Origin of the sequence: Bradyrhizobium sp. SZCCT0148, assembly GCF_018129985.1 — a bacterium.
Lineage (GTDB): Bacteria > Pseudomonadota > Alphaproteobacteria > Rhizobiales > Xanthobacteraceae > Bradyrhizobium > Bradyrhizobium japonicum_H.
The window spans coordinates 103,848-116,518 of the sequence record NZ_JAFCKT010000009.1; the positions used below are offsets into that span (position 1 = coordinate 103,848).

Below are 12,671 nucleotides of genomic sequence, written 5' to 3' on the forward strand. Positions count from 1 at the left end.
GTCGGGACGTCGCATGTGCTCCGGTGTTGACGCGGGCCAATGCGGGTTTAAGTACGACGGACAAATCTTGCAGGGGTGGTGACGTTCGCTGGGCTGGTTCCCGTTGACGCCACCAATGCAGGACACATGACGACTTCGCCTCAAGCGACCTCGCGCCGCGCAAAACCGACTTCGGCGTCCGCGCCCCCTCACCTCGCCATCGTCCTGTTCTCGCTCGCCATGGGTGGCTTTGCGATCGGGACCACCGAATTCGCGTCGATGAGCCTGCTGCCGTTCTTCGCCGCCGACCTCGGCATCGACGAGCCGACCGCGGGACACGCGATCAGCGCCTATGCACTCGGCGTGGTGCTGGGCGCACCATTGATCTCCGTGCTTGGCGCGCGGTTCGCGCGGCGCACGCAGCTCTTGGCGCTGATGGCCGTGTTCGCGCTCGGCAATGCGCTCACCGCGCTGGCGCCCGGCTTTGGCTCCATGATCGCGGCCCGCTTCCTCGCAGGTCTGCCGCACGGTGCCTATTTCGGCATCGCCGCCCTCGTCGCCGCCTCGCTCGTACCGCAACATCGTCGCTCGCAGGCGATCGGCCAGGTGATGCTAGGCCTGACCTCAGCCACCATCATCGGTGTGCCCTTGGCGAATCTGATCGGCCAGGCGCTCGGCTGGCGCGCGAGCTTCAGCATGGTGTCGGTGCTGGCGATGCTCACGATGGTGTTGTGCGCCCTGTTCGCGCCACGTGATCACGCCGGCAGGTCGGATCCGCTGCGCGAGCTCGGCGCGCTCCGAAGCGGCCGCGTCTGGCTCACCTTGGCGATCGGCGCCATCGGCTTCGGCGGCATGTTCGCCGTCTACACCTATCTGGCAACGACGCTGATCGAAGTCACCAAGGTCAGCCCGGCCGTCATTCCGTTCTTCCTCGCGGTGTTCGGCATCGGGGCCACGCTCGGCAACCTGTTCATACCTCGCTTTGCCGACCGCGCCTTGATGCCGACCGCGGGCTGCATCCTGCTTTTCGCAGCCGTGGCGCTGCTGGTGTTTCCGCTTGTCGCCGGCAATGTCTGGCTGCTCGCGATCGATATCTTCGCGATCGGCGCCAGCGTCTCGCTCGGCGCCATCCTGCAGACGCGGCTGATGGACGTCGCCGGAGACGCGCAGGCGCTTGCCGCAGCGCTGAACCATTCGGCGTTCAACACCGCCAATGCGCTCGGCCCGTTCCTCGGCGGCCTGGCCATTCGCGAGGGGTTCGGCTGGACCTCCACCGGTCCGGTCGGCGCCGCGCTGGCGCTGCTCGGATTCCTGATCTGGATCGTCGCCTGGCGCGACAGCCGATCCGCTCCGATTGAGATCGCATCGCGCAGCGATACCGCATCGCTGGCGAACGCGCCGCCGCTGGCGCCGGACTATAGCCGCTCAGATCCTGCCAGAAATCCGGTGGGCTAGAGCCTGAAGCGGACGCCGTCCGCTCAGCTTTGCCAAGGCGTGTTGCGGATGCGCGTGCAGGCGTTCGGCTTGCAGAAGCTGGGATCGTGATCCTCGATGTAGTCGAAATTGACCGTCCCGAATGTGGTCTGCGGCTTCTTCAGGGCTGAACACGTCTGAACCTTGAGGAAGTCGTTCTTGAAGTCTCCGCGCGGAAACGCTGATATCACCTGGTCACGCTGCTCCGGCGAGTAATCGTCATATCCAATACCGACGACGTCCACCAGAACGCCTGCGTTGGTAAGAGCGATCTCCGGCCTCATATATTGCGGGATGCCCGGCGTGGTGTGCAGCGCGACGGCTTCCCATACCAGATCGGCTTGCGGCTCGGCGATACCGCGCGCCCGGAGAAACTCGCGCGCAGCGTCGGCTCCGTCGACCTCAAATCGCTTTGTCTGCGTGTGGTAGTGATCGACGAGGCCGAGATCGTGAAACAGCGCCGCTACATAGAGCAGTTCCGAATCGAACTTCAGCTCCTGACGCAGCCCCTTCATCGCGCCGAACACGTAGACGCGAACCGAATGGTTGAACAGCATGTCGTCTTCGTAGCTGCGTACCAGCTCGGCGGCTTCGCGCGCCAACTGACTGTCCGGGATCTGGACGCCGGAAATCACGTTCATCATCGTCGATCTCCTGCTTTGCGTTCGGTTGATGCCGCGTGAGCCATCAGGCGGCCTTCTCGAGCGCGGCCTGCGGCGTATTTCGGAAGCTGATCGACATGCGATTGTACGCATTCATCAGACTGATTGCGATTGTGAGATCGACGAGTTCGCGCTCGCTGAAGACGTTGCGTGCGGCTTGATAGGCTTCATCCGGAACGTTGGTCTCGGCAACGCGGGCAACAGTCTCGGCCCATTCCAGGGCCGCGCGCTCGCGTTCGTCGAAGAGATTGCCCGCCTCGGCCCATGCCTGCAGCAGCGCGAGCTTTTCGACCTTCACGCCGCTCTTCAACAGATCGCGCGTATGCATGTCGAGGCAATAGGCACAGTTGTTGATCTGTGAAATGCGCAGGTAAACGAGCGTGACAAGCGTTCCAGGCAACCCACTCTGGGTGACATAGCCGTAGACCCCGCCCAGCGCCTTCGCGCCGGCCGGTGCGATGTGGTTGTAGTTGAGACGTTCACTCATCTGATGACTCCCTGATGATCGGAGGAGATCAAAGCTCCCTCCTCACTCCCTCAGATGCCCCTCGCCTGGTTCACAAAAAAGCACCAAGAACGCACAAAACTTGTGTACCATCGGGCAATGACGAAGCCGCTGCGCCTGAAGCTCGATCGGTCCGCGAAGACGCCACTTGCGGAGCAGATCCATCGAGGGATCAGGGCCGCCATCGAGAGCGGCGTGCTCGCCCCGGGCGCACGCCTGCCCTCGTGGCAGGATCTGGCGGCTCAGCTCGGCGTCGCGCGCGGCACCGTGCGCTCAGCCTATGAGAAGCTCTCATCCGACCAAATGATCGTCGCGGCCCGTGCGACCGGCACGCATGTCGCCAACTGGAAGTCCTTCCCAGTGCGGCCTGACAAGGCCCCCGCCCCCGGCTCGTTCATGGAGATGTACCAGGAGCTCACGGCTGGACCGGCGATCTTCCAGATGGGCGTGCCGTCGCAGGAGACGTTTCCTGCGAAGTTGCTGGCGCGAATGCGGGTACGAGCGGTTCGCGCCGAAACGAGCGCACCCGCGATCTACCCGGATCCGCGCGGCGAGTTGGACTTGCGACGTGAGATCGCGGCCTACCTTGCGCTGGCCCGAGGAATAGAATGCGCGCCGTCCCAAATTATCGTCACCAGCGGTTTCACCGGCGGCCTCGGTCTCGCGCTCCGTGTCCTCTGCCTCGGGCCGAAGACGAAAGTCTGGATGGAGGACCCCGGCTTCCCCTTCACCCGGCACGGTCTCGAACTCGCGGGATTATCCATCGTGCCGATCGCGGTCGATGCCGACGGCATCGACGTCGATTTCGGCGTGAAACATGCACCCGACGCCGCGCTGGCTGTCGTGACGCCGGGGCAACAGGCGCCGCTCGGATCCACGCTGTCACTGGCACGCCGCTCACGACTGCTGGAATGGGCGACCCAAAACAAGGCATGGGTCATCGAGGATGACTATCTCAGCGAACTCCAGCTCAAGGGCCGCGCCACGCCGGCGCTCGCCTCGCTCGACCGCGCCGGCCGCGTCATCCACATCGGCTCCTTTAGCAAGACCATAAGCCCGGCCTTGCGACTGGGCTTTGTCGTTGCACCGGCGGCTCTCGCATCGCGATTTGCAGAGACTGCGGCTTGCCTCGCGCCGGCGCCGGGGCCCGCGGTGCAGCTGGCTACGGCCGACTTCATGCGCGACGGCCACTATCTGCGGCATCTGCGGCGCACGAAACGCGCCTACACCGCGCAAGGCGAAGCGTTGCTGAAACAGCTCCGCACGCGCTCTGCGACGGTTGCGATTGCCGGTCTGGCCGCGGTGCTGCGATTGCCGGACGGAGCACCCGATCTCGCTATCGCCCGGGACGCAGCGTCGTTCGGACTGGCACCGACGCCGCTATCGCTTTGGTACGCTCGAATCGCCTCGGCGTGCCCAGGACTGTTGCTGGGCATCGCGACGTCTCCGCTCAAGAAGATCGAGGCGTCCTGCGACCGACTTCTTCGGATCATCGACCGGTTGACGTGATCCGTACCCGGCCTCGGCCGCCTCAACCGGCCAACGTCACGATCAAAGGCCCGCTGCGGGTGGCGATCACGGTGTGCTCGTACTGCACGGTCGGCGCCTCGGGGCTGCTGTAGAGCGTCCACGGGTCGTCGCCATTCTCGGCCCATTCGGCGCCGATGGAGAGGAACGGTTCGACGGTGAACACCAAGCCATCGTTCATGATGCGGCGTTCGGAGCGATCGGGCCAGGTTGCGATCTCCGTCGGCTCCTCGTGGAGCGACAGGCCGACGCCGTGACTGGCAAGATTCCTGACCAGGCTGTAGCCCTTTTTTCGCGCAAAGGTCCCGATCGCCTGACCGATGCCGGCGATCGGTTTGCCGGCGCCGACCTGCTGCAGACCGGTCCACATTGCCCGCCGGCCATCCCGGCACAGTCGTTCGATCGCGCGGCTTACGGGCGGAACGGCGAACGAGGCTCCAGTGTCGGCAAAGAAGCCGTTCTTCTCGGCTGACACGTCGATGTTCACGAGGTCGCCGCGCTCGATTCGGCGCTCGCCCGGGATGCCGTGGGCGATCTCCTCGTTCACGCTGATGCAGGTCGCCCCCGGAAAATCGTAGGCCAGTTCCGGAGCCGAACGCGCGCCTGCGGCCTCCAGAAGCTGTCGTCCGATCCGGTCGAGTTCGGAGGTGGTCATGCCCGGCTCGAGCGCCTTCCCCATTGCCTCCAGCGTGGCGGCGACGATGCGCCCGATCTCTTTCAGGCGCGTCAGGTCGTTGTCATCGGAGATGGTCATGTCGCTGCTCTTGGGCGGAAGACCCGGACATAGCCCCTGCGAGGTCGACTTGCAAACCGGAGAGATCTCTTCGCCCGGTCCGTCTTCAACCCTCGTCGAGCAGATTACGAACCTTGGCGGCCAAGTCTTCGATCGCGAAGGGCTTTGACAGCAGGTGCTTGCCGGCATCGAGCATGCCGTTGTGAACGATTGCGTTGCGCGTGTAGCCGGTGGTGAACAGCACCTTCAAAGCCGGATATCGTTTCGACAGCTCGGCCGCGAGTTCAGCCCCGGTCATGTCCGGCATGACGACGTCCGTAAACAGCAGATCCGGGACGAGGCCGCTTTCGATCGTCCTGATCGCCTCCTTGGCGCTCGCCGCCTCGATGACCGTATAACCAAGCTCCCGCAGACTTTCAGACGAGATGCTGCGGACCCGCTCATCGTCCTCAACGACGAGGATGGTCTCGCCCTGAAGGCTCGCGCCAGGATGTGTCACCCCTTCCGACGGGGGCGAGACGTCCTCCTCGCCTGCGAAGCGCGGAAGATGATTTTCACCGTCGTGCCAACATCAACCTCCGAATAGACTTTGACGTGGCCGCCCGACTGCCGCACGAAGCCGTAGACCTGACTGAGGCCGAGGCCGGTGCCCTTTCCCACGACCTTGGTCGTGAAGAATGGATCGAACACCTTTCCCAGCACGTCGGCTGGAATGCCGGTGCCGTTATCTGTCACGGCAATGAGAACATATTGTCCGGGTGCCAGGGCATAATCGCGGGCGTACTTTCGGTCGATCGAGGCGTTGCTGGTTTCGATCGTCAACCGCCCGCCTCTCGGCATGGCGTCGCGCGCGTTGACCGCAAGGTTGATCACCGCGCTTTCCAGCTGGGCCGGATCCGCCTTGACGCGCCAAAGGCCGGCACCCGCGACGGTTTCAAGCCGGACCAGCTCGCCGAGCGACCGCTCGAGCAGTTCGCTCATCCCGCTGACCATCTTATTGATATCGACGACCTCAGGCGCAAGAGGCTGCTGGCGCGAGAATGCGAGCAACCTTTGCGTCAACGTGGCGGCGCGATTTGCTCCGTCGATCGCCCCTTCGATGAAGCGGTCGATATTGGTCTCTCCCTTGCCGAGTCGTCGTTTGGCGAGGTTCAGGCTGCCGAGGATGACGGCCAGCATATTGTTGAAGTCGTGGGCGATACCTCCGGTCAGCTGACCCACTGCCTCCATCTTCTGGGATTGGCGCAACTGCTCTTCGGCCTTCATGCGCTCGGCAATCTCGTCGGCGACTCGCTGCTCCAATTCGGCGTTGAGCGTCTCGAGCCGGCTCAAAAGCCGGGCGTTGTCGATAGCCGAGGCAGCGTGGCCGGCAATGCCGAGCAGGGCAGCTTCGTGTCCTGCATGGAATTTTCCCGTCTCGGCGTGGCCGAAGAAGAGCCCGCCGAGGACCTCGCCCGTCCGCGACATGACGGGGACCGCGAGGTAGGATCGAACTGGAAGATGTCCTTCGGGCATGCCTTTGCGCGGCGCGTTCTTGCCATAGCGTGGGTCCTGCAGGATGTCGTCGGACCTCATCACCCCCGTGCCCGTGAACGTCGGCTCGAACACCGCGGTGTTGCGCGGCATGGGAAAACGCTCGAAGGCGGACCGCGGCGCTCCCGATAGCGCGTACAGCATGTAACTGCCGCCGCCCGGCGCCAGAATGTTGTAGAAGAACGCGCCGAATTGGGCGCCGGCCAACTCGACGCCGGCGTCCGTCACGATCTGCACGATCTTGCCGAGGTCGCGCTCGCGGGCAACCGATGCCCCCGTATCATTCAGGATTCGAAGTTGGCGCTCGGTCTTCTTTTGCGCGGAGATATCCAGAACCGTTCCGATGAACCGGACCGCTTGCCTGTCGGAGAAGATGGCCTGCCCCGTCGCCGCAATCCAGCGTTCGACACCATCCTCGATGCCGATGGTTCGATATTCGATGTTGTAGCCCTTCGGGCGATCGGGCGTCAGGGCCGCCGACACCGCCTCGTGGGTTCGCTGCCTGTCGTCGGGATGGATACCCTTCAGAAACGCCCCGTCGTAGCTCACCTCGGCGTCCGGCGATAAGCCGAACACCTCCTTGCAGCGGTTATCCCATCGAAGAACGTCGTTCACGGGATCATAGTCCCAGATACCTATCCCTGCGGCCCTGGTCGCAAGGCTCAGGCGTTCGGCAGCGTCTCGCGCGGCCTGCTCAGACCGAACCCGTTCGATATGAGCCCACGATCTCTCGGTGACTTCCGAGAGCAACGCGAGCTCGCGCGGCGTCCACCGATGCGGACCGCGATGATGAACGGCCATCAGGGCCGTGAGCTGCCCTTCCTTGATCAAGGGGATGCACATCGTCGAGCCTATCCCGATGCTCTGGAAAGTAGCCGCTTCTTCCGGCGCGATCTCCTTCAGATTGTCGTTGATGACGAGAGGCCTGCCGGCGCCGAGCTCCCGCACCGCCTTCTCGCCGAAGTCGGCCAGGCTGTAGTGGCCAAGGATATGCATCGCACCGGCAGCCGCCCAATCGCCGCGGATGGTGAATCCGTCCTGATCGGGATCCATGTCGGCATAGGCGCAGTTCGAGACGCCGAGATGCTCGCCGACCATTCTCGTCGTCACCGCCATCACGCCGTCGGCATCGCGGGTCCTGGCCGTCTCCTTGTTGAGGGCATCCAGGAAGAGCAGTCGGATCTCGTTCTCCCGCACCGCCGCCTCGGCACGACGACGTTCGACGGCAGTTCGCGTGCGCTCGGCAACATCGTGGATGAGCTCGAGCTCCTCCGGGCTCCATTCCCGCGGCGTTGCGTTGTTGAGGTACAGGAGCGCGACGACGCCATCGGGTTCGGAGATGGGCATGTTGAGAAGAGCGCGAGCTGATATCGCTTCGAGCGCGGGAGCGCGATCGCCGACGCGCGGGTCTTTCTCCGCATCGGCACAGACGACGGTCTCGCCGCGCTTCAGATCCTCAATGTAGTTGCCATAGTCGCGGAAGTGCAGCACCCCTGCGAGGCTCAAAATACCCGGCGCATTCCAGTCACGGACGATGGTGATGGTCTCGGCAGATGTGTCGACCGTGCCGTAGCCCGCGCGGCTGACCTTCAAGCTGCGGCCAAGCAGCTCCGCTGCGGCGTAGGCGAGATCGTCAGGATCGGCGATTTCCCGAATATGGTCGCCAAGTGCAGCCAGAACGGCATTGCGATCGGACGAGTTCTCCCCGGCCGTCGTTGTCATCTGACTTCCCCCGACATTTCACTGGTTCACCGAACACAATTCAGAGCAACCTTGCGGCATCAACGTCGAGCCGCCAGTGATCGCGAGCTGGCACCCGCTTCTGGTAACGCTATGATGCGATTAAGGTTCCGGCGCACGCGGCGCCTCGCGGTTGCACTCCAGAGACCACGCTTAACCTGCGGCCTGCAAAAAGCGCGGACCGATGCGCCACCGCAAGTTGTGCGCGGGGAGATGGTCGTGTAGCGTCAGCTCGATAGTCGCCGCCCGGTCTTCGCTCGATGCTCGTCAGAGTCCTGCTTCTCCTTTCCTGCCTGTTAAGTCCGGGTGCATTGCGTGCCGAAGGTACGTCGGCCGAGAAAGCCGGATTTGGCCCCAGGCTGACGATCTATCTCGCCAAAGGCGCACCCGACGCGTGCGGGCCGGGTTGCGACCGCTGGATTGCGATCGAGGGCCAGATCGATCAGGACGCAGCGTCCCGCATTCGCCGCTTTCTCGCCGGCGTCAAGGACCTGCAGCGTCCGATCTACCTGCACTCGCCCGGTGGAAACGTGGAGCAATCGTATGCGATCGCCCGGCTTCTGCGCAGCCGCAAGGCGATTGCGCGAGTTGGCCGGACGATCGTGAGGGCATGCGCCGGGGACACGCAGGTGGACGCTGCCTGCCTGAAGATCAAGAACGGCAACGGCGAGGTCGAGGCCGAACTCACCACTTATCATGCGATGTGCAATTCGGCCTGCGGCTACCTTTTTCTCGGAGCGACCTCTCGCGAGGTAGCGCCCGATGCGGCACTGGCAGTCCATAGTTCCAGGCTGATCCTCAAGTTTCGGGGCAATCCGCCTCCCGAGGTGGTTGCCGAAGCGCGGCGTCGCCGCTTCGCCGGCGCCGACCGCGATCGCGCCGCTTTCATTGCGGGGATGGGAATCAGCCGCGAGCTCGATGCGCTGATCCGCACCGTAAAATTTGAAAACCTGCACGTGTTGACGCGGACCGAACTCTATCGGTTCGGCATAGACACGCGACCGCTGGCCGAGACGATGTGGCGGCTGGACAAGGGCACCCCGCCGTTCATCAGCAAGCTCGCAGCTGTGAAGAAGGAAACCGACGCGTCGTTCCGGACCATGGAATGGCGCCTCTACTGCGAAAGCAAGAAGCGCGTGCCGCTGATGTTCGCCGGCGAGATCGACGAGGCCACCGTCGGGAAGAGCACGGTCCTGATGACGGCGGCCGCTGATCGGACCAGGGAAGCAGGAGGGACCCCGGTGCGGGCCGGCAAATATGAGATGTGGAGCGGTGCCGTTGATCCTGCCATGGTCACGACCATGCTGGCGTCTCGCACGCTGCAGGTCCGCGAAAGCAGGCCGATGCAGGATGGCAAGGCGGACACAGCCAGCTTCGAGCTCGACATGACCGGCCTGGTCTCGGTGTGGGCGCAACTCGGCGCATCGTGCCCGCCGGCAGCGGCCGCTGCGAAGAGCCCATGGCCGGCAATCCCGGTGCCGTACGTCAATGGCTTTTCGACCAAACCGGCGTCACAGGTGTCGCCGTAAACGCCGGCGCGTCCCGCACCATCGGAGCATCCCCTATCGGAATTGATAGCTCAGCCCGATGCGCGCGGTGTTGAGACTGACGCGGCCGAACGCCGCGTTGAACGACGAGGGCAAGGCACCGAATGTGTCCGCTCGCACGACCTCGGTCGCCGAGCCGCCAGCCAGGCTGACGTGAAGGTATTCGGCCCTCAGCCTCCAGTTCTGCAGAAACGCATATTCGAGCCCGCCGCCGGCGGTCCAGCCGGTGGCGACGCTGCTCGATGATCCGGCAAAGCACGATGGCGTGGCGCCTGCGCAGTTGACCGTGTAGGCACCGCCGCCGAAGGAGAACGGCGTGTTCGTGTCCCAGCTTCCGCTCTGGCCGACACGGCCATAGGCAAATCCCGCGGTGCCGTAGGCCAGGAGATTGCTCGTCGGCAGAAAGCCCAGCCGGGCCCTCACCGTTCCGAACCAGTCGATCCGTTGCTGAACCGGGGCGTTGAAGGGAGCTGTGTAATAGGGAGCAAAGACCCCGCTGGTGGAGCCGGAGCCGCTCACGCCCGAGCCGTCGAAATCTGCTTCGAGGCCGATGAGCCAGGCGCGGCCTAATTGATGATTGTAGCCAAGCTGCACGCCACCCAGGACGCCCGAAAGATCGAACGAGGCCGGAGGCGGCTTCCCGCCCGAGAAGAAGAGATTGGAGGCCTGAGGATCGTTCGGCGCATAGCGGACGCCGTTGCTTGCCCAGCCTCCACCGATGTTTGCACCGATGTAAACGCCGGTCCAGTTGTGAGCAGGTGCCTCTTCCGCATACGCCGGCGCCGCAGAAAGTGCGGCTGCGGCGGCAACATATCTCATCAGCATCTTCACGACGTTCCCCAAAGCCGCATGACGATCTGTCACGCGAATCCTGAGGTCATTGATGCGACGGGGGCGCCGGCGGCGTCTTGGACAAGGACGACCAAAGCAGGACGATGGCGACCTGCGGAGCAAAGCATGATGCGTCCGCGCGACGCTTCACGGGAAGGCTCCGTTCTACACCGGCGTGTAAATCACCAGCTTCAGCGCAGGATCGTCGTTGGCCTGGAAGCTGGTGTGCTCGAAATGCAGCACGCCGAGGGTTGGGTGCGACATCGTCTTGAGGCCCGAAGACGTGCCGCGGACCTCATGGGCTTCCCACCATTTGACGAATTCCGGGCTGCCCTGCCGCAACCGCGACAGCAATTCCGCAAAGGCGGGATCGCCGGCCCAGACATCGTGAGTGGCGCGAAACATCGCGACCATGCGCTTGGCGACGTCCGCCCAGCCCGCTCCGTAAGCCTTGCGCGTCTGCTTGTTGGTCATCATCAGCAGCATCGTGTTGCGATCCGCCTCCGGCAGGCGCCCGAACGCGAAGACCTGCTCCGCGGCCGCGTTCCAGGCCAGCACGTCCCAGCGCCGCCCGGTGATGTAGGCCGGATGTGGCAAGCTCTCGACCAGCCGCTGGATCGGCGGCGGCACGGTCTCGCGGGTGAACACGCGCCTGTCACCGTCGCGCGCCAGCGCCTTCAGGTGCGCGTGCTCGGTCTTGCTGAGGCGCAGCGCGCGGGCCAGCGCATCGACGGTGGTCACCGAGGGGCTCACCGTGCGGCCCTGCTCGAGGCGGATGTACCAGTCGACGCCGATGCCAGCGAGTTGCGCGACCTCCTCGCGGCGCAGCCCCGCGGTGCGCCGGCGCCCCCCGATCGGAAGGCCAACGGTCTTCGGAGACAGCTTTTCGCGCCGGGACCTCAGGAAGTCGCCGAATTCAACGCGGCGGGGATCGGCCATGATGTCGCTCACGGATGGAGGGCCTTGGGAATACTAGGATAATACCAGGCCTTCCCAGCCGCGCCAAGACGGCTCATATCGGCTCACCCGACCTTGAGGTGAACACATGAAAGCTGCCGTAATCAAATCATTCGGATCGGCGCTGTCGATCGACGACGTGCCAGACCCGATCATCGGCACGGGCGAGGTCAGCGTCGATATCGTCGCAACCCGCGTGCTGTCCTATATGAACGAGGTCTTCAGCGGCGAGCGCAACTATGCGCTCGACCTCCCGATCATCCCGGGACCCGGCGGCATCGGCCGGGTGCGCGCGATCGGTCCGGACGCAACCAGGCTTGCGGTCGGCGACTGGGTGTTCTGCGATCCGACGGTGCGCTCGCGCGACGACATCGTAGCGCCCGACATTGCCCTGCAAGGGCTCACCGCTGCCGGGCCCGGCGGCATGCTTCTGCAGAAACATTTTCGCCACGGCTCCTTCGCCGAGCAGATGATGGTGCCGACCGAGAACGTCAAACGGCTCGGCGCGATCACGTCCGAGGAAGCGACGCGATGGTGCGCGCTGGGCACGCTGCTGGTGCCCTATGGCGGCTTTCTTGCCGCCAACCTTCAGCCGGGCGAGACCGTGTTGGTGAGCGGGGCCACCGGCAATTTCGGCAGCGCTGCCGTCTCGATCGCGCTCGCGATGGGCGCGGCCAGCGTGGTCACGCCCGGCCGCAACGAGACGATTCTGGCTGACCTCGTCCGGCGCTTCGGCAGCCGCGTGCAACCGGTCAAGCTTACCGGCGACGAAGATCACGACCGCGAGGCGATGAAGCGCGCGGCGCCCGGGCCGATCGATTGCGTGCTCGACATCATGCCGCCCTCGGTTAGCCCGACCGTCGTACGTGCAGCGATCATGACGGTGCGGCCCTACGGCCGCGTCGCGCTAATGGGCGGTGTCGGCATGGCCGGTGGCGCGGGCCTCGAACTCCCCTATCCCTGGATCATGCGCAACTGCATCAGCATCCACGGCGTCTGGATGTACCCGCCGGACGCCGCGAGCCGGCTGATCGCGCTGGTACGTGCGGGGCTGCTCAGGCTGGAAGAGTATCAGACCACGGCGTTCGACCTCGACCATGCCAACGACGCCGTGGCGCATGCCGCAGCCAATGCCGGCCCGTTCAAGATGACCGTGATCAGGCCTTGAGGCCCGGAGGCGGCGG

At 64.5% G+C, this 12,671-nt stretch carries 9 protein-coding genes and 1 pseudogene; 4 read left to right on the plus strand and 6 right to left on the minus strand.

The genetic code is table 11. From position 1 onward, the window contains the following. Positions 1-126: 126 nt before the first annotated feature. The gene (locus tag JQ580_RS24235; protein WP_212282716.1) at positions 127-1,434 is read left to right on the plus strand and encodes an MFS transporter; all 1,308 of its coding nucleotides are present in this window, start codon (positions 127-129) and stop codon (positions 1,432-1,434) included. A gap of 23 nt (positions 1,435-1,457) precedes the next feature. Here JQ580_RS24235 and JQ580_RS24240 read toward each other — a convergent pair whose 3' ends face one another. Together JQ580_RS24240 and JQ580_RS24245 are read right to left on the minus strand one after the other, a co-directional pair. Next, positions 1,458-2,096: an HD domain-containing protein gene (locus JQ580_RS24240; protein ID WP_212282717.1), complete on the minus strand. Its 639-nt coding sequence runs from the start codon at positions 2,094-2,096 to the stop codon at positions 1,458-1,460. 43 nt (positions 2,097-2,139) lie between these two features. Continuing rightward, the gene (locus JQ580_RS24245; protein ID WP_212282718.1) at positions 2,140-2,601 is read right to left on the minus strand and encodes a carboxymuconolactone decarboxylase family protein; all 462 of its coding nucleotides are present in this window, start codon (positions 2,599-2,601) and stop codon (positions 2,140-2,142) included. Positions 2,602-2,718: 117 nt separating this feature from the next. On the opposite strand from JQ580_RS24245, the gene pdxR reads away from it, so the two are divergent. Continuing rightward, positions 2,719-4,128 (plus strand): MocR-like pyridoxine biosynthesis transcription factor PdxR, encoded by a 1,410-nt coding sequence (gene pdxR, locus JQ580_RS24250; RefSeq protein WP_212282719.1) that lies wholly within the window; start codon positions 2,719-2,721, stop codon positions 4,126-4,128. Positions 4,129-4,150: 22 nt separating this feature from the next. Here the strand turns inward: pdxR and map are convergent, their stop codons facing one another. Together map and JQ580_RS24260 are read right to left on the minus strand one after the other, a co-directional pair. Then, the gene (gene map / locus JQ580_RS24255) at positions 4,151-4,900 is read right to left on the minus strand and encodes a type I methionyl aminopeptidase (protein ID WP_212282720.1); all 750 of its coding nucleotides are present in this window, start codon (positions 4,898-4,900) and stop codon (positions 4,151-4,153) included. 85 nt (positions 4,901-4,985) lie between these two features. Continuing rightward, a pseudogene (locus tag JQ580_RS24260) lies at positions 4,986-8,134 on the minus strand (GAF domain-containing protein). A gap of 278 nt (positions 8,135-8,412) precedes the next feature. Between JQ580_RS24260 and JQ580_RS24265 the strand changes: the two are divergent. After that, positions 8,413-9,681 carry a COG3904 family protein gene (locus JQ580_RS24265; RefSeq protein ID WP_212282721.1) on the plus strand — a complete coding sequence of 423 codons (1,269 nt, stop codon included), beginning with the start codon at positions 8,413-8,415 and terminating at the stop codon, positions 9,679-9,681. A 33-nt stretch (positions 9,682-9,714) separates the two neighbouring features. Here JQ580_RS24265 and JQ580_RS24270 read toward each other — a convergent pair whose 3' ends face one another. Together JQ580_RS24270 and JQ580_RS24275 are read right to left on the minus strand one after the other, a co-directional pair. Next, a complete protein-coding gene (locus tag JQ580_RS24270) occupies positions 9,715-10,518 on the minus strand; it encodes an outer membrane protein (protein ID WP_212282722.1) in 804 nt (267 codons plus the stop codon). A 177-nt stretch (positions 10,519-10,695) separates the two neighbouring features. Continuing rightward, on the minus strand, positions 10,696-11,469 hold the full coding sequence (locus JQ580_RS24275) for a helix-turn-helix transcriptional regulator (RefSeq protein ID WP_212282723.1): 774 nt from the start codon (positions 11,467-11,469) through the stop codon (positions 10,696-10,698). A gap of 106 nt (positions 11,470-11,575) precedes the next feature. Between JQ580_RS24275 and JQ580_RS24280 the strand changes: the two genes are divergently transcribed. Next, positions 11,576-12,655: a quinone oxidoreductase family protein gene (locus JQ580_RS24280; protein ID WP_212282724.1), complete on the plus strand. Its 1,080-nt coding sequence runs from the start codon at positions 11,576-11,578 to the stop codon at positions 12,653-12,655. The last annotated feature ends 16 nt before the right edge of the window (positions 12,656-12,671 follow it).